Origin of the sequence: Paenibacillus andongensis, assembly GCF_025369935.1 — a bacterium.
Taxonomy (GTDB): Bacteria; Bacillota; Bacilli; order Paenibacillales; family NBRC-103111; genus Paenibacillus_E; species Paenibacillus_E andongensis.
The window spans coordinates 566,317-589,103 of the sequence record NZ_CP104467.1 but is presented as its reverse complement, the minus strand read 5'-3'; the positions used below and the strand labels follow the sequence as shown (position 1 = coordinate 589,103).

General features: G+C 46.1%; 22 protein-coding genes and 1 pseudogene. 11 read left to right on the top strand and 12 right to left on the bottom strand.

What is annotated here, in order from left to right; translation table 11 throughout:
* Positions 1-96 precede the first annotated feature (96 nt).
* The gene (locus NYR53_RS02745; protein WP_261303823.1) at positions 97-3,852 is read right to left on the bottom strand and encodes a M4 family metallopeptidase; all 3,756 of its coding nucleotides are present in this window, start codon (positions 3,850-3,852) and stop codon (positions 97-99) included.
* Between the two features lie 414 nt (positions 3,853-4,266).
* Positions 4,267-4,428: a hypothetical protein gene (locus NYR53_RS02740; protein WP_261303822.1), complete on the bottom strand. Its 162-nt coding sequence runs from the start codon at positions 4,426-4,428 to the stop codon at positions 4,267-4,269.
* 330 nt (positions 4,429-4,758) lie between these two features.
* Here NYR53_RS02740 and NYR53_RS02735 point away from each other — a divergent pair, with 330 nt between their 5' ends.
* On the top strand, positions 4,759-6,018 hold the full coding sequence (locus NYR53_RS02735) for a BaiN/RdsA family NAD(P)/FAD-dependent oxidoreductase (protein ID WP_261303821.1): 1,260 nt from the start codon (positions 4,759-4,761) through the stop codon (positions 6,016-6,018).
* Positions 6,019-6,072: 54 nt separating this feature from the next.
* On the opposite strand, the gene NYR53_RS02730 is transcribed toward NYR53_RS02735, so the two are convergent.
* From NYR53_RS02730 to NYR53_RS02710, 5 genes and pseudogenes are all read right to left on the bottom strand, one after another.
* Positions 6,073-7,428 (bottom strand): dicarboxylate/amino acid:cation symporter, encoded by a 1,356-nt coding sequence (locus tag NYR53_RS02730; RefSeq protein ID WP_261303820.1) that lies wholly within the window; start codon positions 7,426-7,428, stop codon positions 6,073-6,075.
* Between the two features lie 179 nt (positions 7,429-7,607).
* Complete coding sequence (locus NYR53_RS02725) at positions 7,608-8,387, bottom strand: hypothetical protein (RefSeq protein ID WP_261303819.1); 780 nt, start codon at positions 8,385-8,387, stop codon at positions 7,608-7,610.
* A gap of 718 nt (positions 8,388-9,105) precedes the next feature.
* The gene (locus NYR53_RS02720) at positions 9,106-9,522 is read right to left on the bottom strand and encodes a hypothetical protein (RefSeq protein WP_261303818.1); all 417 of its coding nucleotides are present in this window, start codon (positions 9,520-9,522) and stop codon (positions 9,106-9,108) included.
* A 65-nt stretch (positions 9,523-9,587) separates the two neighbouring features.
* A complete protein-coding gene (locus NYR53_RS02715; RefSeq protein WP_261303817.1) occupies positions 9,588-10,514 on the bottom strand; it encodes an inositol monophosphatase family protein in 927 nt (308 codons plus the stop codon).
* Positions 10,515-10,562: 48 nt separating this feature from the next.
* Positions 10,563-10,721 (bottom strand): annotated as a pseudogene (locus tag NYR53_RS02710) (FAD-dependent oxidoreductase); the annotation flags it as partial.
* Positions 10,722-10,952: 231 nt separating this feature from the next.
* Here NYR53_RS02710 and NYR53_RS02705 point away from each other — a divergent pair.
* Positions 10,953-11,918 carry an aldolase catalytic domain-containing protein gene (locus tag NYR53_RS02705; RefSeq protein ID WP_261303816.1) on the top strand — a complete coding sequence of 322 codons (966 nt, stop codon included), beginning with the start codon at positions 10,953-10,955 and terminating at the stop codon, positions 11,916-11,918.
* A gap of 95 nt (positions 11,919-12,013) precedes the next feature.
* Here NYR53_RS02705 and NYR53_RS02700 read toward each other — a convergent pair whose 3' ends face one another.
* Entirely contained in the window at positions 12,014-12,337 is a 324-nt protein-coding gene (locus NYR53_RS02700; RefSeq protein ID WP_261303815.1) for a hypothetical protein, read from the bottom strand.
* 201 nt (positions 12,338-12,538) lie between these two features.
* On the opposite strand from NYR53_RS02700, the gene NYR53_RS02695 reads away from it, so the two are divergent.
* From NYR53_RS02695 to NYR53_RS02685, 3 genes are all read left to right on the top strand, one after another.
* On the top strand, positions 12,539-13,300 hold the full coding sequence (locus NYR53_RS02695) for a response regulator transcription factor (protein WP_261303814.1): 762 nt from the start codon (positions 12,539-12,541) through the stop codon (positions 13,298-13,300).
* Positions 13,297-14,664, top strand: coding sequence for a sensor histidine kinase (locus tag NYR53_RS02690; protein ID WP_261303813.1), 1,368 nt, complete (start codon positions 13,297-13,299; stop codon positions 14,662-14,664). The genes NYR53_RS02695 and NYR53_RS02690 overlap by 4 nt, the downstream gene beginning before the upstream one ends.
* 188 nt (positions 14,665-14,852) lie before the next feature.
* The gene (locus NYR53_RS02685; protein ID WP_437180124.1) at positions 14,853-15,371 is read left to right on the top strand and encodes a C40 family peptidase; all 519 of its coding nucleotides are present in this window, start codon (positions 14,853-14,855) and stop codon (positions 15,369-15,371) included.
* Between the two features lie 63 nt (positions 15,372-15,434).
* Here NYR53_RS02685 and NYR53_RS02680 read toward each other — a convergent pair whose 3' ends face one another.
* A complete protein-coding gene (locus NYR53_RS02680; RefSeq protein ID WP_261303812.1) occupies positions 15,435-15,947 on the bottom strand; it encodes an Hsp20/alpha crystallin family protein in 513 nt (170 codons plus the stop codon).
* A 76-nt stretch (positions 15,948-16,023) separates the two neighbouring features.
* Between NYR53_RS02680 and NYR53_RS02675 the strand changes: the two genes are divergently transcribed.
* The 5 genes from NYR53_RS02675 to NYR53_RS02655 are packed head-to-tail and all read left to right on the top strand — an operon-like array spanning position 16,024 to position 17,971.
* Entirely contained in the window at positions 16,024-16,248 is a 225-nt protein-coding gene (locus NYR53_RS02675) for a spore germination protein (RefSeq protein ID WP_261303811.1), read from the top strand.
* A 40-nt stretch (positions 16,249-16,288) separates the two neighbouring features.
* On the top strand, positions 16,289-16,498 hold the full coding sequence (locus tag NYR53_RS02670; protein WP_261303810.1) for a spore germination protein GerPB: 210 nt from the start codon (positions 16,289-16,291) through the stop codon (positions 16,496-16,498).
* A 60-nt stretch (positions 16,499-16,558) separates the two neighbouring features.
* Positions 16,559-17,329 (top strand): spore germination protein GerPC, encoded by a 771-nt coding sequence (gene gerPC, locus NYR53_RS02665; protein ID WP_261303809.1) that lies wholly within the window; start codon positions 16,559-16,561, stop codon positions 17,327-17,329.
* 3 nt (positions 17,330-17,332) lie between these two features.
* Entirely contained in the window at positions 17,333-17,515 is a 183-nt protein-coding gene (locus NYR53_RS02660; RefSeq protein WP_437180123.1) for a spore germination protein GerPD, read from the top strand.
* 3 nt (positions 17,516-17,518) lie between these two features.
* Positions 17,519-17,971: a spore germination protein GerPE gene (locus NYR53_RS02655; protein WP_261303808.1), complete on the top strand. Its 453-nt coding sequence runs from the start codon at positions 17,519-17,521 to the stop codon at positions 17,969-17,971.
* A 300-nt stretch (positions 17,972-18,271) separates the two neighbouring features.
* Here the strand turns inward: NYR53_RS02655 and NYR53_RS02650 are convergent, their stop codons facing one another.
* Positions 18,272-19,912 carry an S-layer homology domain-containing protein gene (locus tag NYR53_RS02650; RefSeq protein WP_261303807.1) on the bottom strand — a complete coding sequence of 547 codons (1,641 nt, stop codon included), beginning with the start codon at positions 19,910-19,912 and terminating at the stop codon, positions 18,272-18,274.
* Positions 19,913-20,043: 131 nt separating this feature from the next.
* Positions 20,044-20,955, bottom strand: coding sequence for a sensor domain-containing diguanylate cyclase (locus NYR53_RS02645; protein WP_261303806.1), 912 nt, complete (start codon positions 20,953-20,955; stop codon positions 20,044-20,046).
* Positions 20,956-21,276: 321 nt separating this feature from the next.
* Between NYR53_RS02645 and NYR53_RS02640 the strand changes: the two genes are divergently transcribed.
* The gene (locus tag NYR53_RS02640) at positions 21,277-21,978 is read left to right on the top strand and encodes a response regulator (protein WP_261303805.1); all 702 of its coding nucleotides are present in this window, start codon (positions 21,277-21,279) and stop codon (positions 21,976-21,978) included.
* Here NYR53_RS02640 and NYR53_RS02635 read toward each other — a convergent pair.
* Positions 21,975-22,709, bottom strand: coding sequence for a DUF554 domain-containing protein (locus NYR53_RS02635; RefSeq protein ID WP_261303804.1), 735 nt, complete (start codon positions 22,707-22,709; stop codon positions 21,975-21,977). The genes NYR53_RS02640 and NYR53_RS02635 overlap by 4 nt on opposite strands.
* Positions 22,710-22,787 lie beyond the last annotated feature (78 nt).

Sequence of the window (22,787 nt, the reverse complement as noted above, 5' to 3'; positions counted from 1 at the left end):
ATCGTTCGTATAACCGGTTGCGATCAGCAAAGAATCCCGACCAAAAAGGCTGCCCCTCAGTCATAACGACCTTGGGAGCAGCCCTTTTTGAACATTCTATAACTTTTGAAGCAGATTATAAATGGCTTGCGCACTTTGAGCGCGATTTGTCAGCTCCTGTGGAGCGAATTTACTATTGCCGATCCCATTCATTAATCCATTGCTCACTGCAGTTTGAACTTGGCCTTTAGCCCATCCTGAGATTAGGCTGTTATCAACAAGCGATAATTCCCCTTGTCCTAGTTTTTTAGCCGTTTTAAACTCATAAGCGCGTACGAGCATGGCAGCCATCTCTTCGCGAGTCATGGTAGCAAGAGGTGCAAATTTCGTCTCAGAGCGTCCGCCGATAAGACCCGCCTCATAGGCAGCTGCTACAGCATCTGTGTACCATGCTGATTGATCCACATCTTGGAAAGGAGCAGGTTTTGATGCTTTCAATCCAAGTGTTCGTACAAGGAGTGCCGCGAATTCAGCTCGTGTCGTTTTAGCCTCGGGTGAGAACATGGTTTCTGAAGTTCCGGTTACGATATGCTTAGCCGATAATGACTTTAATGCTTTATTTGCCCAGTGATCGGATGGAATATCGTTGAACTGTTTGTCCAATTCCACAACTGCATATTTGCTGAAATGGGAAAGAACAACAGTGATAGTGTTATTGCTCTTATTAGAAGTGCCTCCGACATATTCCCACTGGGAAGTCGATTCGTTGTAATAATATACACCGAGCAAATCTGGATTAGTTCCCTGCTTGTAAGTAAGCGTCAATTCAACAGGCTTCTCAAATTTGCCAAGCTTAAGGCTCTGCCCGCCGTCCACTGCTTGCAATTCAAAATTATATATTTCTGTTGCGGGCTTCATGCTGCCGTTAGCTCCAGCAGCTTTGTTGATTAATTGCTGGCTTTCACTCTCGTTAAGCTTCTCGTGTTTAAAAACAAGCTTGGCATCTTTCCCCTTATTCGAACCAAGCAGATTTGCCAAATCCTTTAGTATGGAACTATCCAGCGAAAGAACCGCGGTTCCAAGGTTTAATTGCAGTTTGTTATTGCCTATCAAATCAAAAGCATTAACTGGAAGAACAGCTTCTTTTTGATCTACAGTTATAGTGACTTTTCCATCGACTGCACTTTTAAGTGCGGTTTCTGCAACAGCCTGCTGTCCTTCGGTTGTTTTTTCCGGTGTGCTCGGTACAAAGCCACCGCCAAATCCACCGCCAGCGCAGCATCCACCTCCACCGCCGCCGCTATTGCTAAGCGTTGTAGCTGTCACTGATAATCCTGTCGTCGTCCAATTGCCTAAAGCATCTCCAGCCTTTACTGTGAATGTATAAGGAGTATTGGCGGACAAAGTCGATACATCGTACGTGTTCACGCTAGCTGCAACTGTGCCAAGCAGAGTGCTGCCCTGGTATATTTTATACTGAGTTACTCCTGATAAAGCATCTTGGGCAAGGGGCCAGGTTAATTTCAAGCCTGATGTAGTGATATTGGAAGCACTTAATGCACTTCCCGATGACCAGCTTGGAGCAGCTTTATCTGTTTCAGCAGAAAAGGTTTTGATTGCTGTATCAAGCTTAAGTGTCTCATTAAACTGTGTTTCGGCAGCATACACAGAACCAGTAACGGACAGTGCCTCGGTAACGGCTTGATTCAATGCATTTTTCTTGTCTGCAGGCATATAGGTATGAACGTCCAGCAATTGACCAGCTTCATTGATACGTTCAGCCAGATGAGATGTTATGGCTGATTTACTCGAATCATTAGTAAAGAAAAGGCTATAGGGTCCTTTGGAATTAAACGATTCACCATAAGTATCAATTAATAGATAATAATTTCCTGGTTCCAATGATTGTTTAAAAGCCGAAGCTCCATAGGTAGAATAAGTGATACTAGGGTCAGTGGTATTAGTTAAATGCACTGGTACTGTATTAGTATCTTTGAAGAGAATAGCAGCCATATTACCTGAATAACCATAAAGATAGGCATATACATTCTGCGTTACATTTCCACCAATTGTAAATTTGTAAAAATCTAGGTCATCCGTCTGCAAAGTTCCTGGAATTTTCGTTCCAAAAGTGATCGTTTTAGCTAGCGCAAATGTGTTGTTGGGCTCAAATGCATCTGCAGCGATGGAATCTGTGTAAGGGATACCAACCTCTTTCCACGCTTGATCTACAATGTTGCGTACAGTTGTAATGTCAGTGGAGGACACGCCCAAATCATCAACTGCCGTGTAAAAGGCATTCCTTGCATCAATAAACTGAGAAGTATGGGTTAGATATTTGGTTAGCGCATAATAGGCTAACTTGCCGAGTAAGCTTTTTCCGTTATACCCTGCTTGGTCCAACTTCGTAGCGATCAAATAAGCAGCGTGGTTCGGAATTCCAGAGTTCACATGTACACCACGATAATCCGTTACAGTATTTACATATTGGTCCAAATGTTGCGGCTGGCCCTTCGCATTGGGGTTAGACATATCTCGAATTATGGTTCCTGTATCTTCACCTACAGTCCAGTTGCCGTCCATCACAGCCGCCATAATATCGGAGAAAGCTTCGTTCAAAGCACCTGACTGGCCTACGTAGTCCAAGTCCGCAGTAAATGCTGTTAATCCGTGAGTCAGTTCGTGTGCGACAACGTCCATTTCACAAGACATACACTTGTAGCCTACTCCATCGCCATCACCATAGAACATGACACCCTGTGTTGGTGTTAACATTGTCCAAAATGCGTTAGGGACATTGGTTCCATCATGAACATAAGATACCATTTTCATACCATTTCCGTCTAAGCTATCACGATTGAAATTTTGCTTATAATAATCATAAACTTTGCCAGTTAAATAATGGGCGTCTACCCCGTGCTTGTCGGTAAAGTGTTTCGTCGAGTCACTAGTAACAGGGTAATTCGTTTTTTCATTATATGTAATAATATAACCGCCATTAGACATGTTTTTTGTGTTGTCTACAAGGACATAGATTGGCGATGGGTTACCAGGGTTATCTAGGAAGATATTTAAAGGCCGCTGCTGGCCGCTAAAACTATCCCCTGTTCCTGTACTATTCCTGCTCGTATCGAGCCTTTCGATTTTACTGAATTCATCTATAACTTGACCAGAAGAGGCATCAACAAATCCAGTCCAGTTTCCGAACTCAGGCTTCATGTAATTAAAATCAATCACGTACACAAGCAAATAAGCACCCTCTTTTTCATAAACCCTTAAACTTGCTTGTGGTTGGGAAACAGCCATATCATGAAACGTGCCCCCTGTTTCGATTGTATAGCCAAGCTGTTGTTCCAGATGAGCCTTGTACTTGGCAACAGCTTGTTCGCCAGTTAGGGATGGATTAACATTGAGATTCAATTGATCCATGCCTTCGGCAGTGGAATTCATAATTGCATAAATTTGTCGGTTAGCGTTTAAATGCACTTGCAGAAATTTTCCATATACAGGTGTCCCCTTGTATAATTGTTGATACAAAACGTGCTGCTTGTTTTGGTCATCTGTCTCACTTTTTACCACTTGAAGCTGCTGGTCTGTTGGATCAAAATGTAAAAATGAATTCGTCTGAAACTGCTGGACAATTTCTTTGTCACTCTCAATGACTGGCGATAAAATTCCTTTCATAAACCTCGGGTGTTTAGTTTTGCCGTCATAAACAATTTCCTCAAGATTTGCCGAATGGGTCCATCCCGATTCGAATTTTGACTCACCATTGGACAACTCCCCATTCGCTAAAGCAGGTGTGGCCAAAGATAAGGTGAGTACAGTAGCTAGCATTGCTGTCAGGTTACGAAGACGTTTTTTTTTGCTCAATTGCATGTTTCCCCTCCATGTCGGATATGTCTTACATTTTCTACAAGAAGAAAATTTCGACAGGAAGTGGTAAATTCCTCCTTTTTTGGACAAATCACAAAAAAAACCGCTATCCGTACGTTTTCAAGACCATACAGAATGCACTATATAACTGCTGGGTCACAAGTACCCAGACTTTTCTGGACAGGGAAAGCAAGGGAACAATTGCTCCAGAATATGTAACTTTAGAACGATGAATATTCGAAGAGCACCTTGATAATCTTTCAAGACTCTAAGGTCATCAAAGACGCCTGCTCACAAGCAGCAATAGAATATTCACTCCCACCCCCTATATATAGCAAAAAGCACCCTACTCAAGCTTTATGAATACAACAAATAAGCCTGACCCAGAGCGGACCCGACCTTTATCCCTGCCTATTCTTTTACACAACTCGCCTCCGCAGCTTCTCCTCCCGAGCTCTTTTCATCTCTTTGAAGGCCCAGCCCCGTAATCGCCTTCATATAACCGAATTTATCTCCGATATCGTAGCGATCTTCTTTGAGTTCCAGCGCCATCAGCCCTTCCTGCATACACATCTTGCGCAAAGCGTCCGTCAGCTGATACTCATTATCACTTTCAGGATATGGTGTCCTGAGGTATTAAATTACCGGTCAGGTCTTAGAAAATACTTTGATGATCCAGCCCTTTATCCACACCCTATCGGGCTTTATCCACAGAACCCTTACAATTTATTCACAATATAATCTATTTTATCAACATGTTATCCACAGCCTGTGTGCATCTTTATTTTTTATCTTCGTTAAAAACCTATATAATCGGATATCTGCCTGTCCTCCTACTTTGAATTAGACACACCTTGCATGCTATGATGGTGTCAAAATATGCGATGTAGGGGCTTTATTCGAATGACATATGATGTAATTGTAATTGGCGGCGGTTCCGCTGGGCTTATGGCCAGCATTGCTGCGAGTGCAGATGGCGCGAAGGTGCTTTTGGTGGATAAAGGGGACAAGCTGGGGCGTAAGCTCGGGATATCCGGCGGCGGCAGATGCAACGTAACGAACAACAAAGACATGGATGAATTGATCAAGCATATTCCAGGCAACGGGCGCTTCTTATATAGTGCTTTAACCCATTTCAGCAATAAGGACATCATTGATTTCTTTGAAAATCTCGGCATCCGCCTGAAGGAAGAGGACAACGGTCGCATGTTCCCCGTTAGCGACAAGGCCAAAACCGTCGTAGACGCGTTGATCGGCCAAGTTCGCAGGCAAGGTGTCGAGATCCGGACGAACAGTCCGGTCAAGATGGTCTTGTACAAGGACGGCAGCGTCCAAGGCGTCCGTCTGCAGTCCGGCGAAACGATGAACAGCAAAGCTGTCATCATTGCTTCCGGCGGATGCTCTGTCCCGCATACCGGCTCAACAGGAGACGGTTATGCTTGGGCCGAAGCTGGTGGCCACACCATCACGCAGCTCTTTCCGACCGAGGTTCCGTTAACCTCGAAGGAAGCTTTTATCCGCAGCCGTGAGCTGCAAGGACTTTCCTTGCGTGACGTGACGCTCAGCGTGTGGAACGCCAAAGGGAAGTCGATCATTTCACATCGCGGCGATATGCTTTTTACGCATTTTGGTTTGTCGGGGCCGATTGCGCTGCGCTGTAGTCAGTTCGTCGTGAAAGAGCTCAACAAATCAGAGCGCAAAGAAGTCTTGCTCACTGTGGATCTCTTTCCGGATCTAAGCACGGACGAAGTTTACAACCAAAGCATGGCTCTCGCCAAAGCTGAAGCCAAAAAAGCGATCAAAAACGTGCTTAAGCCTCTCTTATCCGATCGATTAATCCCGATCATGCTCGAGAAGTCCGGCTTAGACGATCAGCTTACATACGACAACATCCCGAAGCAAAAATGGCTCGAGCTGTGCAAACGGATGAAAGCTTTCCCTATTATCGTCAAAGGAACACTCTCCCTCGAGGAAGCCTTTGTCACAGGCGGCGGCGTTCAATTGAAAGAAATCGATCCAAGCACCATGCAATCGAAGCTGGTGAATGGGCTTTATTTCTGTGGTGAAATCCTCGATATTCACGGCTATACAGGCGGTTATAACATTACCGCGGCTTTTTCAACGGGCTTTATGGCTGGTAAAAATGCTGCTCAGCAGGCATAAAAGAAGGACCCGCATCCTAAGATGCAGGTCCTTCTATCTTTTTAGAGATATAGATTACGCAGTAGCCAATTCGAGGTCATCCTCTTCGTCGCGGTCAAATGCAGCACGATCGAATTCTCCCTCAGACTCAGCCACGAGCAAAGCTGTAACTGTTGTTCCTGTAGCATTAACTGCTGTACGACCCATGTCGATCAGTGCCTCAACTCCAAGCACCAGACCCATACCTTCCAAAGGTAAGCCTAAAGCTGTAAGTACAACTGTTGTCGAAATCGCAGCAGGACCCGGAACGCCGGCCACACCAATGGAGGAAACCACACTAACCAAGATAAGAATAAGGTATTCGGAAATGCCAAGCGGAAGATTGTAAACCTTCGCTACGAAAATCGCCACAACCGCCGGCCAAACCCCGCCGCAACCATTGAAGTTCATCGTTGCGCCAAGCGGTGCCACGAAGCTTGCAATACGCGGCGATACACGAAGACGCTTCGTGATCACTTCCAAGTTCACAGGCAGCGTTGCATAACTGCTGCGTGTTGTGAATGCGACAGCAATCGTCGGATAAGCCTTTTTGAAGAATTTGATTGGGTTTACTTTTGCCACGAAAAGAACCAAACCACCGAAAATCAACACAAAGTGAATGATCAAAGCTACATAAGAAGTTAGAATAATTTTAGCCAATGGAGCTAGTGTGTCCAAACCATATTTAGCAGCCATAGCTGCGATCAACGCGTACACCCCATAAGGTGTCAGACGGATAACATACTTAACTACTTGGTGAACAACAACTGTTGCTGATGTAATAAACGATTTAACGGCTGCTACACTTTCCGGCTTTTTCGAGCCGACATGTACAATTGCTACGGCAACAAAAATCGCGAAGATCAGAACCGGTACAACCTTCCCAGTCGCCATATCGTTAATTGGATTGGAAGGAACCAAGTCCAGAATAACCTGTGAGAACGTGGGGATTTCTCTTGCTTTAAAATCTTTCGGCACAGCCTGTGCAATTCCGTTACCTGGATCAATCGCCAAAGCGACAACCAATCCGATCAGCGCCGCGATTCCTGTTGTTAGCAAAAACCAACCGATCGTTTTCAAACCCAGTTTACGCAGCTGACCTAGACTCGATAACGATGAAATACTATTGATGACAAGAATAAGTACTAAAGGCATAACGAGCATTTTGATCAAATTCACATAGATCGTTCCGATCGTACTCACACTTTTATATTGAAGCCCCAGTTGATTAAAAACGACCCCTGCTACTAACCCAAGTCCTAAACCGATGAAAACGCGGCTACCAAAGCTAACTCTTTTCTTCGCCAAAAAGACGAGGACCCCGATAATAATAATTGATACGACTAGGCTGACCCAGTTGGTTTGGAATGCCGTCACTAAATTGTTATTCACTAGAATCATCTCCTTAATTCCTATGATGTTACTCGGTTTTATGGGATAAGAATATGACATTAAACGGAAGCTGTCAATCCTAAATTTTGAAAAAAAGCGAAAAAACCGAACTATCCCCCGGAATAATCGAGATTTAATACGGCTTTTGGACGTTTATTGGAATTAGAAATGGAACGGAGCTACATCGTATGCTGGTCATGGACAATCGCAACTAGATACCACTGAGAACCTGAGTACTCGTAAACAAGCCGCAGACTGGTCCAATCCATCCCCTGAAACTGCGGATCTAGGCCGGGGTAATGATACTCCACCGTAATCGCTGAAGTCGTCGGATATACACTGAACACATTATTAATCATATTCCCTTTGCCGAGAATAATGTTATAACTGATTTGCGGTGCGGCTGCAAAATCTTCGTTATAGACAAATTTATCCCAATAGTTGGGAAAAGTAAGGTCAATAGGGTCACCTGAACCATCGTAGTCGCCCCAATGTGTAGTGCTGGTATTTGCCCAAAGGGTTGCAAGCCCGCTGCCCAGAACCTGGACATCACTCGACACATGAATATAAGAGTACGGTGAGAATTGTACACCTTTCTTCGGATGAATTAGCTCTGCGAGCTTTTTCAGATCCTTCTCCTTCAGCGCTTTTATCGTTTCTTTGGTTCGGCTTTCGATTGCTTTCTTCGCGTCGGCTTCTTTGGCGTACGAAGTTGGACTTGGTTTGACACTAGGAGTAGGAGTAGTTATTGGTACCTGTGCGGTTGAATTTGGTGTGACTTTTGGTGTTGGGGAGATTGGCGTCGATGGTGTAGAAGGAGAAGCTGTCGGAGGAACCATTGATGTCGGTTGGGGACTATTGCTGCTTTTGCTCGTGCTACTCTTTGTTTGCTCACCCACACATCCAGTCATCACACTTATGATTGCTGCCACCAAAACCATCTCCACCATTCGTCTCATCCGACTCACTCCTCCACAAATTATCTTCCTTATCTCACCAGACGCAGTAATGAGGGTAAAGGTTACGGATTCTGTGGTATCTACAATAAAAAGGCGGATGCCTAGAAAGGAGTGAAAGAAGTGAAAGAAATGAAAGAAATGAAAGAAGTGGAAGAAGTGTAAGAAGTGATTAAATAGGCTAAGTAGTCGGCTTACTCAGCCCTGGGGCGAGAGTATTGCGGTTGCTGCAAAGCAAGTTGGTAGCCTCCAAGACGAATATGTTCAGGGCATTTGATTGCTTATCCGTGAATTGTTGTACAACATACACCATTCGGAGCTTTTCCTTGATGAAATCAAGAAAATTATTGTACGCTGTACAACATACTTTCCTAATTCAACTAAAAATGCACTAACCCGTTCGGGTTAGTGCGTGGGAGCGTCCACGGGATGAATGGACACGTAGGATTGTGAGGGTAGGCGAAGCAGGCCAACATAAGGATGATTTTCATCCTTATGGCTGAGTTGCTCGGCCGCGGGCGCGAGTTAGCGATGTTTTTCATCGCTATGACTCTGCTTTCGCGCGACCAGCGCGGGTTTCGCACTGGGTCCCTGCGACCCGCGTGGATTCACCCCTCGCTAGCCGCCCCTCACTAACTCGCGCCTAGCTCAACAAGCTCGCTAACTCGAACAGAATTCGCTCACAATAGCACAGCTTCCGCGCGGTCTCCCCCAACTCATTTTACAGCCGGATACCGGCGCTGAAATGGTTGTAGTCGTCAGCGGACGGGTCAAAGGCCGCCTCTTCCTCACTCGGCACTGCGTCGGTTGCGGACGATACATTCGCCTCAGCGTAGCTATCGGACCAATCCTCATTCACGGTGTGGGCCGGAATGCGGATGGAGCCCTCGAGATCGTATGCCATGGCGTAAACGGCTGGCTCTGACTCTGTCTGCGGACGCTCCACTAAACGTCCGCCGTGTGACTGCGCAATTTCTAGCGCAGATGTTATTTCTTGTTCATCAAGATGGATGTGCACCGTGGACTTCTCTCCGCCCAGTAATTCCGGCTTGTAGCCAAGCTCGTCCAGCGTATCAAGCGCAAGGAGCGCATCCCGCTCCTTTTCAAATTCAAAAAATATAGGAACAAAGCTCTTCATCGCATAGCATCCTCTCTTCTTCAACTTGCAAAGTATGCCATTATCATCTGCATATTGTTCCCACATTATTCTACTTTGATGGCTTCCTGCACCAATTTCAGCAGCTCCGCATGATACTCCGGCACAGCAGCCACCAAGTAAACCGCCAGAGCCAACTCTTCCCCCACCTCGGAGCTTGTACTTATACCTGCACTTGCACTCGCACTTGTACTTGCACCCGCACCCTCACTCGCACCTACACTCACACCTACACCCACGCCCAAGCCCCCAAGCATAGCAACTGGATTACCCGCAAAATCCGTCACCTTCACGCCGGCCTCCTGCGCGAGCAGCAAACCCGCGTACAAATCCTCACCTTCGGAGTTGTACAGCACGACACCATGCAGGTCGCCTCTGGCGAGCATCGCCCAGGTCAATGACGGTGCCCACATGCGCAGCACTCTTTTAACCGAATGCTCTAGATGATGCCTTAGCCTGAGCGCTCTGTGATCATCCTTGCCAACCCCATGGCCTTGAATCCATGAAATTGTGGACTTGACCAGCGCACCTTTCGGCTTCGCCTCAAGCTTAACATCCTCCTGCCAAGCACCTTCGCCCTTAACGGCAACATAATTCAGCCCCAAAGCCGAATCGCGGATCACTCCTAAGACAATTTGTCCCTGATAGCTCAAAGAGATGCAAACGCCGTAAAGCGGTATGCCTAAGGCAAAATTATTCGTGCCATCCAGCGGATCGACGTGCCATACCCAATCGCTGTTTGCCCCTCCTTCACCCGCTTCTTCACTATATATACGATGACCTGGAAATACCGCCAGGATGTCTTCCACAATCAAACGATCCGACAAGACATCCACTTCGGTGACCAAATCTCCGCGATCATCCTTGTGCTGAATATCCAACTTGCCCCCGAATCGTTCTTTTGCCAGCTCTCCTGCTTTCCATGCGGCTTTCACGGCAACCTCTTTTGCTGATGACCACTCGTTTCGATTCATTAGGCACCCTCCCCCGAGACCCTATGCAGCTGCATACTTGGCCAAATTTTAAAATCCGTATCCATAAATAGGAAGCTCATTTACATTGTACGCTACTCTAATACCGGACTCAATCGCGCCTTCAACCCAGCCGCTCATAGCTGACGTATGATCGCCAGCGAAGTGAGCTCTCCCCTCGGGGAGGGAAATGTAGCGGCCTAGCTCTATCGCCTTAGGCGAGTTGGCATTCGTCTCACTCCTTCGTCGGCATATCGAATACTACCGCCATCTTATGCAGGCGGCATACGTGTCTATACTTAGAAGGATAAGTTTTCCTTTCAGTTTGAAGGACCTAACACATGTTTATTAAGTGACATTCATTGACAAGCTGCCTCAAGATAAGTGATAATATAGCAAAATCAGAAGCGATATATGTAATCGAAAGGGGCTTTTGCGAGTATGGTTAAGCATCATCAACACAAGATTTTGGATTGTACGATTCGGGACGGCGGTTTGGTGAACGATTGGGATTTTAGCGTGGAATTTGTCCAAGACATGTATCGCGGCTTAAGTGCAGCCGGTGTAGAATATATGGAAATTGGTTATAAAAACTCGGAAAAGCTGCTTAAAGGCGGAGCATCCGGTCCATGGAGATTCTTGAATGAATCCTTCCTTCGTGACGTTATTACCAAAAAGACCGATACGAAGCTATCCGCACTCGTAGATATCGGCCGCGTCGATGAGAACGACATTTTGCCTCGTGAAGACAGCTTGCTTGACCTGATCCGCGTTGCTTGTTACATCAAAGACGTTGATAAAGGCCTTGAGCTTGTTCAAAAATTCAATAACATGGGCTACGAAACGTCACTTAATATTATGGCGCTTTCCCATGTCATGGAAAATGAACTGGTTGAAGCTTTCGAAGAAATCAATAAAAGCCCTGTTGACGTTGTCTACATCGTAGACTCCTACGGCAGCATGGATCATAAGGACATTGAATACCTCGTAACGAAGTTTCAACGTCTGCTTCCTGAGAAAGAACTTGGTTTACATATGCACAACAACCTGCAGCTTGCTTTCGCAAACACGATTGCCGGTGCTTCCAAAGGCGTGACTTTCCTCGACTCCTCTGTCTATGGAATGGGCCGCGCAGCAGGGAACTGTACAACGGAGCTTCTTCTTAGCTATCTAAAAGGAGCACGTTACGACATTCGTCCGGTACTTGAAATTATCGAGAAACACATGATTACTATGCGTCAAAAATGGGATTGGGGCTACCTCATTCCTTACATGATCGTAGGAGCGCTAGATGAGCATCCGCGTACGGCTATGGCTCAGCTTAGCTCAGATGAAAGAAATAACTTTGTGGATTTCTATGACCGTTTGACTTCCGTAGAGACAGCTCCTATTATTCATAAAAATTAATATTCTCAACTGAAAGACCCCTTATCGACTGTTCTCAAAGGCATTGGCCTTCAGATCTATCGATAAGGGGTTTTTCATTTGGCCTCACCTTACCCTTATTTAACGATTTTGGCGGATACCACGTAGTCTTCTGCATACGCACGGTCAATGAGGAAGATGAAATCCTCCTCTTCTCGGCGATACGGATTTTTTTTAGGGAACACTTCAATATACTCACTCTCGATTAACTCCGTACAATCCACGTCTGCATAGATCAATCCATCTTCTAAACGTTTTAGCGCCTCAACCATAACCTCCCGCGAATTGAGCTCCCCTTGAATCTCCACATAGACTCTTGTAGTAGCATCATGGTCTTGCAATAAAATCGCTACTTTCTGGTTGGATTTGATGCGCACCTTCTTTTTCGGAGATATACTCATTTGTCCTACTCCTTCATCAGTCTTCTAGGATTATTTTATGTCACAAAGGATGAACGCGGACTAGGCTAATGACGCTAACAAGACATTCCCCCAAAGACTCCGCTTTTTACCTATGTATGTAAATGTACCGAATAGAGAAAATAAAGAACGAATCGACACCTTTGATCATTAGTGAGCCGTTAGGAGTGAAATCTATCCGCCATGAGCCGCATATTGCTAATTGAGGACGAAGAACGTATCGCCAGGGTACTTCAGCTGGAGCTGGAGCATGAAGGATACGAGGTACATACAAGAGCAGATGGGCGCTCTGGACTGAATGCAGCCTTAAACGAGTCGGACTGGGAACTTATCCTGCTTGACGTCATGCTGCCGGAGCTCAGCGGTCTAGAGGTGCTGCGCCGCATACGGCAGGTCAACACAACCCTCCCCATAATCCTGCTGACGGCACGCGATGCTGTCCCGGACCGAGTCAGTGGACTTGACCAAGGCGCTAACGACTATGTGACGAAGCCCTTTGCCACAATCGAGCTGCTCGCCCGCATTCGCAGTCTACTTCGCCAAAGAAGCTTGCAGGACCAGTCGGCAGAGCAGCCTCATTTGCTTAAAGTAGATAATCTCACCATGGATTTAAAAAGTAGAGCTGTTACGCGAGAGGGGACACCCATCGAATTAACACCTACGGAGTTTGATTTACTGCGTTTTCTGATTCAGCATCAGGACGAAGTGATGTCGCGGGAGCAGATCATTTCTGAGGTTTGGGGATATGATTTCGTAGGAGATACGAACGTGGTTGACGTGTATATCCGATATTTGCGGCAAAAGGTGGACAAACCCTTCTCCTCCAAGCTGATTCAGACGATACGCGGTATTGGCTACTTGCTGAAGGTTGAACCTTCCTCAAGCAAAGAAGCGGACGATTCGGCTAGTGAATCTGTCCCCAAAGACGGGCAGACGCCCTCATGAGCCTTAAGCTGAAAATCACACTGTGGGTTTCTGCAGGGCTGATGTTGATTCTTTTTTTCAGCTTCACTTTTGTCTACTATATGTTCATTCGGGTTACGACTAAGGGCGAAGTGGAGCTGCTGAAGGACAAGGCCCGCACCTTGATTCTGAAGGATTTACCTAGTCATCCTGAGTATTGGCAGAATAACTCGCAGATGGAGGAGCTCCTCATTCCGCAAGAAATGTTGCGGTATATTGCTCCAGATTCAAAGGTTGTTTATCAAATATATTCGGACCCCAAGCTGCTCCAATTTCCTGCCAGTTATGTAGATAAAGAAACGGTCATCTTAAAAACAGCGCCGGACGGAATTTTTATATTCGTGAAAATGCCTGTGTACAAAGAAGGGCATCAAGTTGCTATTTTAGAAATTGGACGCAGCATGCAGAGGTTGGGCGAATACTCTCGCATGCTCATCTCTATTCTTTTATTAACTTCCACAGGTGCGCTGATACTAGCTCTTCTTGGGGGTTATTTCTACACGAATGTGCTCTTTCGACCACTTCAGCAATTAGTGACCACGATGCAAAACATTGAGAAAAGCGGCTCATTTAGGCACATCCCCATGCCTGACAAGCTCACGAATGATGAGTTAACCATGCTTAGTGCAACGTTTAATAGAATGATTGATAGGCTGCAGGAAATGTTTCAAAAGCAGGAGCAATTCCTTGCGGATGCCTCCCACGAGCTGCGTACGCCGCTCACGATCATTGAGAGCTACGCAAGTTTACTGCGAAGATGGGCTTTGCAGGATGATCAGCTGCGTGAAGAAGCGCTCGAAGCCATCATCTCCGAATCAGCCCAGCTGAAGATCCTTACACAAAACCTGCTTTCCCTTACAGATAAGGAGAAAGAAGATTGTGAACAGAAGATCACCTTCGACCTCCTCCCGATTGCCCAGCAAACCGCAGCTTCGCTTAGAGTTACGTCAAGCAGAGAGATCGCGGTGCAGATTGACCAAGACCTGAAAGAGCTTCATATGAACGGAAATCCTTCTAAGATCAGGCAGCTTCTCATTATTTTGCTAGATAACGCGCTCAAATACAGCCAAGAAATGGTCGTATTGAAAATCGGCGTCACAGAGAATACGCGGGTCACTATCGAAGTCATTGATCAAGGTATTGGCATCGCGGAAAGTGATTTGCCGCACCTTTTCGACCGCTTCTATCGGACGGATAAAGCAAGGAATCGCAAGCAAGGCGGAGTGGGTCTGGGACTGGCTATTGCGGAGCATATCGTTCAGAAGCATGAAGGGACCATTCAGCTCAAAAGCTGCTTAGGTCAAGGTACTTCCGCTTTGATTACGCTGCCAAAAACGTGTCAATAAGAACATTATAATGAAATTCTCATCATTCCCTCAGAATTAACCTTAAAACCTTGGATACCACTGGCCAAAGGATTGCAAGGTAAATAATAGGTGGAATTTCATCTGGTATACTTGGGCCTGTAGACGAACCCCAGTTAACTCAGTAGAGACGTAAGTTCACTTACGAAAACACTAAGGAGGCATACCAGATGAAAAACCAACAACAAACGTGGTATAAGAAATTAATCATTGCGGCATTGACCGTTTCCATAGGACTTTCTGCAGGAATGGTGAGTGCGCCTCATCAAGCCGGAGCAGCACCAGCCATTGATGCATCAATCACAGCAACTTCTCGTGCCAGTCAAGTGATTTCGATCGGTAAACACTATTTGGGAAGACCTTACCAATTCGGTGCAAAAGCGGGTCAAACGCGAACATTTGACTGCTCTTCCTTTACCCAATACGTGTTCAAGCAGGTTGGCGTAAACCTGCCGCGGACCTCTAAACAACAATCCCATGTCGGAAGCTATGTATCCAGAAACAACCTTCGCACAGGCGATCTTGTGTTCTTCTCTATTCCGGGCAAACCTGGTGTCATTAACCATGTAGCCATTTATATGGGCAATGGTAACTTACTGCAGACATATGGTGCAGGCGGAGTCCGTATTACTAACATTCACAGCGGAACTTGGTCGTCCCGTTATATGACAGCTCGCCGCGTTCTTTAGTCTAAATAAGGATAACCCTCAGCCATATGGCTTGAGGGTTTTTGCTTTTTACCTACTAACTCGCTAGTAACGGATGTACGCCTCAACATAATTCTCCCTCAAGCCACGCTTGCGCACCTTGATCTCCAACAGACGCTGTTTGTAGCTCACTCTAGCCGTCCTTGGCTGCACAAGGGTCGGAAGCTTAAGGATTCGGTTCTTTCCGCTTACAAAGCCGGTTAGCTTGATCTGATTGGATTTCACAAACACCTGAAGCGCTCTTGGATTTTCATCTTTGGCAATCTTCACCTTAATAATGACGTGTTCATGCGTCTCAAAGATTTCTGAGCCCGCATATCCCTGAGAAGAAATACTGGCATCCAGACCTGGCATTGCTTTTTTCAGCATGTCCTGTACATATCCCTCAGCCCACGTCATATTATCTAGAAAGGTCTGCCCTTTTTCACCGAATGGCAGCTTTTGCCCAAGGAACTTCTCAACTTGCTCCCACTTTAGCCAAGGATGGCGATTAAACCCGCTCAAGCCCATCACCTCATTTTCACTAGCAGTATATGTGCCTATTCCCTGATGTGACACCCAAAGGAAAAACAAGGGCACCTCTAGGCGAATACCCTCATATACTATAGTTGTGATAAGCGCAAGGGGGTCGACTATGCCATCTATCGTAGGGAATGTCAAAATCATCAGCGTGGGGCCGAGCTCCGTCGTCCACTTCGGCGATTCCTTAATCATCGCACCTAACAGCTCCTCCAAAACTTTTGCCGGTGCAGGCTCATTTAATACCGGGGATTTCCCTCGCATATATAATGCTTATAGCACAACCGTAACCAATGATTCTGACCTAATCGAAAACAATGCCAGTGGAATCATTATTTAAAATCCATCCATTATTAACCTGAGCGAGGTGTTCATCCAACATGAACTGGACCATCCAACAGACCATTATGATTCAGCATTTAAAAGTGGATTCAGTGGCTAACTCCTCCGTTCTGCAAATTGGCACTGCCGGATCTATCCGATCACTATCTAATCTGTACAATACAGGCGGCTTCGTTGAAGCCGCGCCACAACTTGGAGCAAGCACAACGAACCCAGTCTCTCTGGTTCCTTTACCGCCGCCAACTTAATATATCCCCCAACTCGGGCGTTACAAGCTGATTGAAACCGGAAGGAGGTGCCTTTCCTAGATGCATAATTGTATAACTTGGCAGCAATGGGCCCAGCAGGTCTCCGCCTATATTGAAATGCAGAAGCAGCGAATTGATAAGCTCGAACAAACCGTAACCAAACTGCAAACGGACCTTAACGACTTGAAAAATCAGAAGGGCGTCCACATCGATAAAATTGAATATAAATTCGATCAACTCAAAGTCGAAAAGCTAGACGGGACCTTAACCATCGGTATCAGCCCCAGCTTACTTGACAATATCGATGACCTCACAGTGAATGGTGCCTCTGTGGGCAAAAATGCTGAATCTGAGGCGAATGCATTTTTTCAGGGGCAGGGACAGGGACAAGGGCAGGGAAAAAGTCAAATGCAAGGACAAGGGATTAGTACGTGGGAAGGAATAGGGGTAAGAACACAAGGGCAAGATCAGGGGCAAGGGACGGGGAATCAAGGGCAAGATTTGGGGAAAGAAAGCACCTCTGGTTTTGGCATTCAGCAGGAGGTCTCTAGCAGGATAGAACAATACTTGCAATATGGTGTTCATGCCGATATGAACAATCTCGAAAACAAATATCAGTATCCTTTGGACGAGGATTACAAAGCCCTTATTATCGATGATATCCGTAAACAGTTAGACACCCGCATTCAGATTTATGTCAATCAGTACCGCGGTGTTGGTTTCAAAGAACCCCTGGAGGCCGTGACAACCAGCATCATCGAGAAAACAAAACAAGATATATTCCGTGCAATTGAGAATTACATATCCAGTTTACCAAGGAAGGAAGGCTAAAATATGCTGAACTTACATGTAGAAAACAAACAACTTTGCGTAGGTGACGTGCGAATCGTCGGGGTAGCCAGTTCTTCAGTATTTCTCATTGGTGATACAGAAGTCATTTCATTATCCTCTATGTTCGACACGCCTCCCGAATCGGTTATCATTTCTCCATTCGTACCTCTTCCATCGGAGGGATGACCTATGGGTCGCTTATCCATCGTCGGCAATGTCTATATAAATGACTTAGGCTCGAGCAGCGTCATGCATGTTGGCGATAACATCAACACAGCTCTAAAAACAAGAGTCTTCGCTGTCCAGCGCGAAGTCCCCTTCTATTATGGGAATGAGGGGAGCTTCCAGGCTTATCCCTTTTTTCGAAGAGCCTTTCCCATCCCCCAGCCTCCGGAACCCTTCACAATGTGTGTGGATAACTTAGGTTCATTTATTTGTGTACAGAACATCCGAATTATAGGCGTTTCTTCTTCCGCTCTGCTGCACATTGGCTCCAACCGGATCACCAGTGCCGAAACCCATGTTAAAAATACCCGTCAATTCGTCACAGATAAGCCCGGCCCCAAAGAAAAGACAACCTTTGTCCAACTTGGCAAAGAAGAAGGCGTCGGTTTTTTTGAAGGAGCTCCCCAGCAGACTTAGGTGTGATGTTGTAGTAAGTGCAACAATTGCGGTCTAGATCGCACTTCTCTTTCTTCATTGTTGCATAAAGTACAACAATTGAACCCCATTCAGGCGATTTTGCAACAAATGGGCTCAAAATGTTGTATGAGATGCAACTTCAAGCTGAAAAACAACCTTTTGGCCTGCGAATTGTTGTAGGAATTACAACATTGGTAACCACCATTAACCATATCCCTCGCAGCCTCACAATCTAATGAACAAAGAACCGCACCCCACTCGGCAAGCCGGAGTAGGGTGCGGTTCTCTGCTAAAGCCGGCTCACTTCGTGAGCAGCGGCTGGGCGCGGCTGAGCAGCGCCGCCATCTCCCCGCGCGTCAAGGACGCGCTCGGGCGGAACGTGCCGTCCGCGTAGCCGTCGACAAGGCCATTGCTGCTCATCGCAGCGATGGCCTCCGCCGACCAGCTGCCTGCCGGCACGTCGGTGAAGCCCTTCGCAGCGGCTCCGCCGCCAGCCTGCGAAGTCAACTTCAAAGCGCGGGAGAGCAGCACACTCATCTGCTCCCGCGTCATGATCTGATCCGGCGCGAAGCGTTCGCTGCTGATCCCTTGGATCAGCCCGCTCATCTTCGCGAGCCGGATATCCTGCCACGCCCAATGGGTGGCAGGGACATCACTGAACGAGGCGTCGATTGCAGCCGCCTCGCCCTTCAAGCCCAGCACGCGCACGATAATCGTCGCGGCTTCTGCTCGTGTGAGCGCCGCGTCCGGCGCGAACCGGTCGGAGGCTATGCCGAGCATCCATCCGCGGTTCGCCGCGGCTATCACGTTAGCTTGCGCCCAATGCTTCTGCATGTCGGCGAAGTAAAACCCATCCGACCATAAGCTGTAATACTCCCAGGTATCAGACGCTTCCTGATTCAAGCTCCAGCTTCCAGTCCCCTTCAAGTTATACTTGCTTACCAATTTCAGCTTTTCTTTGAGCGACTGTTCGTTCTCGAACCACACGGTGTAGTCTCCGGGGCCGAGCTTATTGCCATATACGCTAGATGCTGCATCAGTCGGACTTATCGTGAAAGTTGCAACCGGTGATTGGCTAGCTGCATCATATCGCACAGTTCCCTTATACATGTCAATCAGGTTCATTAATGCCTGATCGGATACACCAGAACCATTTGCAGCAGCATCTTGATTCCAGTACCGCCCGTAGAACGGAACACCAAGAACGATTTTATCAGCTGGTGCCTGCGCTACTGCGTATTGAATCGATTTCTCGACAAAGGGTAAACTTGCCACAGGTCCCGGGGTCGGATCTCCAGGGTAGCTTTCATCATAAGCCATGACCATTAAGTAATCACTCACCGCGGCTAATGCCTTGTAATCATACAATGCAATCCAGCTCTTCGTCGTCCCTGTAGGATTCGCTGCTACAGCGACTGATACTTCCATCCGGCTCGGGAGTTTATCGCGCAGCATTTTGACCATATCCGTATATTTATCCCGATAAGCTGCATCTACATTCTCAATATCCATGTTAATACCATCCAACTTATTATCCTCGATAGCCTTTACAATTTGATTCACAAGCGCTTCACGATTATCAATGGCTTTCTCACCTAGCATTCTATCGAAATCGTTACTAAGAAAAGGGACAACCCTCTTCCCTCGATTATGCATGTCGGTAATGAACGAAGGCTGAAGAGAATCGGAGAGTTGCAAACTACCATCTGCCTGGATATTAAAATAACTAGGCGAGACAACATCGAGGGTCTGACCGCTTTTATCTACTTGCGAGGTATAGGAATTTGGGCTCCCAAAGAAGAGATAGGACATCGTAAATTTCCCTTGAGTCGAGCTAGCTTCAGCCTTAACAGTAGGTTCTGAGCTTGTTGCTATTGTCAAAAGCCCCGCCGCGGCTAGTAAAATCACGAATTTGCTCCATCGTTTTTTGGATCTATTCATCGGCCAACTCCCATTTCTAGTATCTAGCTGCTTCCTCTATTTTGCTAGAAAGAATAGGAATGTGCTAGGAGTAAATATTGGGGATAACAAAAAACCGCTACTTTAGAGCATTCAGCCCCGAGTAACGGTTTCTAATAAAACTGGTAGTGATTACGGCCTTTGCCCTTCACTTTGTATAGAGCAATATCTACTTCTTTCATCATACTAGTCGCATCGGATTCATCCGAGCGGTATATCGTGATCCCCATACTGACTGTTGCTCGAAACAGCAGCCCCTGTATGTCCCATGGCTGTTCAAAACACTGAATGATGCGCTGGGCCACGCTTTCCACGTGTTCCTTACAATCCACCGCGGGCAATAAAATGGTGAACTCGTCGCCTCCCATTCGGGCGAACATATCAACCTCACGGAGACATCCTTTGATGCGGTGGGTGAAATCTTGCAAGAATGCATCACCTACATCATGGCCCATCGTATCATTAATCACTTTGAAATCGTCTATATCTAAGTATAAAAGTCCAAACGGTCTCTTCGTTCGATTCGCTTGCAAAAGCATTTGCTGCAGATGCTCCTTAAACATTCGCCGGTTAGGCAAACCTGTCAGCGGATCATGAAAAGCCATAGCAACAAGACGGCTCTCTTGATTTTTGCGCAGCGTGATATCCGTAAAAACGAAAGAAATTTCGGCTAGAACTCCCTCATCATTACGAATTGGAATTGCGGTACACTCGAACCAGATGATAGCCTTAGTAACACTTCTCGCTCGAAATTCCAGCTTACTGCTGCTGCCAGTTTGCAAGGTTTTGATAAACATTTTATGTACATCCATACCATATTCCGAATCAATAAAGTCCACTACTTGCTGAAAGTCAGTAGGTATAAATCCTAACACCTCATTAAAACTCTTGGAGGCGTAAGTTAAATTTCCATAAACATCAAATATGCTAAACAGATCCGATGCTTGTTCGATAAATTGGCGTACGAATGTATCCTTCTGTAACGATGAATGCTTGGCAATATCCGAATCAGCCTTATGACTCATGACTTTCGCAGCCCCTCTCGTTCTTTCTACATAGAGACTTAGGTAGCTTAGCATGGGAACATAAAGATTCAATAAAGTTCGACCAAAATTTTCGTCAATTGAAGTCGAAATTTGACTCTTTTTTCACACTTGTCACATTTACCGGGATTTAGAGGCAGATCAAATTACCTACTTCGACGTAAGAACCTTACCAAATCTCTTTATTTGTCAATAAAAGGATAGAAATGTCTAGGAGAATCGTTCTATAATGAAGGTAACATGTGAGAGCGGGAACACCGTTCTTTCTACCAAGCTGTTCCGTTACTGAGGAGGATTTCTAGTATGGCAGGAGAAACTATTTTAGTCGTCGATGACGAACAAGAAATTGTCCAATTAATTCAACTTTACTTAGTGCGGGAAGGCTATAAAGTCATCAGCGCCAATAATGGACAAGATGTATTTGAGATCGTGAAGGAACATAAGCCAGATCTTATCATTCTGGATATTCTATTGCCAGGACTTGATGGTATAGAAGTTTGCCGGCAGCTTCGCAAAACGAGCAATACGCCGATCCTGTTCATCTCCTGTAAGAGCGAGGATATTGATATTATTCTCGGATTAAGCATGGGTGGCGATGATTATATGACGAAGCCTTTCAGCCCTAGTCAGCTTGTCGCTAGAGTCAAAGCTCATTTACGTCGAAACTCCATTCGAGAGCAGCATCAGGATGATCCTCAGTTAGTGAAATTCCCTGGCCTCGAAATCGATCTGGTCAGCCACATCGTTCGCGTGAATGGACAGACCATATCGTTATCGGCCAAAGAATTCGATTTGCTTTCCTTAATGGCTAAGACCCCTAATCGGGTATACAAAATCGAGCACCTGTTTGAACTTATATGGAGCCTGGACAGCATGGGCGATCCACGAACACTCATTGTACATATTAGTAATCTGCGTAAGAAAATTGAATCTAACCCTGCGGAGCCTCGCTACATTATTACGGTTCGTGGTGTCGGATACAAATTTAACGGTTCCGCTGTTTAGAACAGTCGGTTGAACCATACAGTGAAATAATGCTGTAGAGGAACCGCTGCTGCCGCTATGACAAGCGCCGGAAGCATGTTGGCTACATTCATTTTTTTAATTTGGAGAATGTTGAGGCCTACGCCAATAACCAGGACGCCGCCCACGGCAGTAATTTGGACGATCATCGCATCTAGGGAAGCTTGGGTAAATGCCATGGCAATTAACGTTGCAGCTAGTGCGATGACACCCTGCATAAGGAACACAGATACTGCCGAGAAGATTACACCTATCCCAAGGGTAGATGCGAAGATAATAGACAAGAATCCGTCCAACAATGATTTGGTATATAAAATATCATGATTATGCCTAAGGCCACCATCCAGTGGCCCCAGAATAGCCATAGCTCCAATGCAATAAATCAAAGTGCATGTCACGAAGCCTTCCGAGATACTGCTTGTTTGATCAGGTGAATCTTTCCGTAGTGCAGCCTGCAGCCAGTCACCAAGCTGTCCAAGTCTATGTTCGATTCGCAGCAGCTCTCCAATGATACCTCCAATAACTACACTCATGATGACCAGTACGATTTGATTAGACTTTAATGCCATAGTAATGCCCAGCACAGTAATGGCGAGCCCAAGGCCCTGCATAACTGTGCTTTTTATGCCTTCCGAGATGCGGGGCAGCATCATTCCTAATAATCCCCCAATGATAATGGCGATTGCATTCACAATCGTCCCCCATAAAGCCATGCTGATTCATTCCCTTTCTGCCCTCTAGTCTGTGACAACCTTCTCATTCTACATGATTCTGCTCATAATTTCCTCCAT

Bases quoted from the DNA above. Each gene is read 5' to 3' on its own strand.
- NYR53_RS02740 (WP_261303822.1), bottom strand. From the start codon at position 4,428: ATGTGTATGCAGGAAGGGCTGATGGCGCTGGAACTCAAAGAAGATCGC.
- NYR53_RS02735 (WP_261303821.1), top strand. From the start codon at position 4,759: ATGACATATGATGTAATTGTAATTGGCGGCGGTTCCGCTGGGCTTATG.
- NYR53_RS02725 (WP_261303819.1), bottom strand. From the start codon at position 8,387: ATGAGACGAATGGTGGAGATGGTTTTGGTGGCAGCAATCATAAGTGTG.
- NYR53_RS02720 (WP_261303818.1), bottom strand. From the start codon at position 9,522: ATGAAGAGCTTTGTTCCTATATTTTTTGAATTTGAAAAGGAGCGGGAT.
- NYR53_RS02715 (WP_261303817.1), bottom strand. From the start codon at position 10,514: ATGAATCGAAACGAGTGGTCATCAGCAAAAGAGGTTGCCGTGAAAGCC.
- NYR53_RS02705 (WP_261303816.1), top strand. From the start codon at position 10,953: ATGGTTAAGCATCATCAACACAAGATTTTGGATTGTACGATTCGGGAC.
- NYR53_RS02700 (WP_261303815.1), bottom strand. From the start codon at position 12,337: ATGAGTATATCTCCGAAAAAGAAGGTGCGCATCAAATCCAACCAGAAA.
- NYR53_RS02695 (WP_261303814.1), top strand. From the start codon at position 12,539: ATGAGCCGCATATTGCTAATTGAGGACGAAGAACGTATCGCCAGGGTA.
- NYR53_RS02690 (WP_261303813.1), top strand. From the start codon at position 13,297: ATGAGCCTTAAGCTGAAAATCACACTGTGGGTTTCTGCAGGGCTGATG.
- NYR53_RS02685 (WP_437180124.1), top strand. From the start codon at position 14,853: ATGAAAAACCAACAACAAACGTGGTATAAGAAATTAATCATTGCGGCA.
- NYR53_RS02675 (WP_261303811.1), top strand. From the start codon at position 16,024: ATGCCATCTATCGTAGGGAATGTCAAAATCATCAGCGTGGGGCCGAGC.
- NYR53_RS02670 (WP_261303810.1), top strand. From the start codon at position 16,289: ATGAACTGGACCATCCAACAGACCATTATGATTCAGCATTTAAAAGTG.
- gerPC (WP_261303809.1), top strand. From the start codon at position 16,559: ATGCATAATTGTATAACTTGGCAGCAATGGGCCCAGCAGGTCTCCGCC.
- NYR53_RS02660 (WP_437180123.1), top strand. From the start codon at position 17,333: ATGCTGAACTTACATGTAGAAAACAAACAACTTTGCGTAGGTGACGTG.
- NYR53_RS02655 (WP_261303808.1), top strand. From the start codon at position 17,519: ATGGGTCGCTTATCCATCGTCGGCAATGTCTATATAAATGACTTAGGC.
- NYR53_RS02650 (WP_261303807.1), bottom strand. From the start codon at position 19,912: ATGAATAGATCCAAAAAACGATGGAGCAAATTCGTGATTTTACTAGCC.
- NYR53_RS02645 (WP_261303806.1), bottom strand. From the start codon at position 20,955: ATGAGTCATAAGGCTGATTCGGATATTGCCAAGCATTCATCGTTACAG.
- NYR53_RS02640 (WP_261303805.1), top strand. From the start codon at position 21,277: ATGGCAGGAGAAACTATTTTAGTCGTCGATGACGAACAAGAAATTGTC.
- NYR53_RS02635 (WP_261303804.1), bottom strand. From the start codon at position 22,709: ATGGCTTTATGGGGGACGATTGTGAATGCAATCGCCATTATCATTGGG.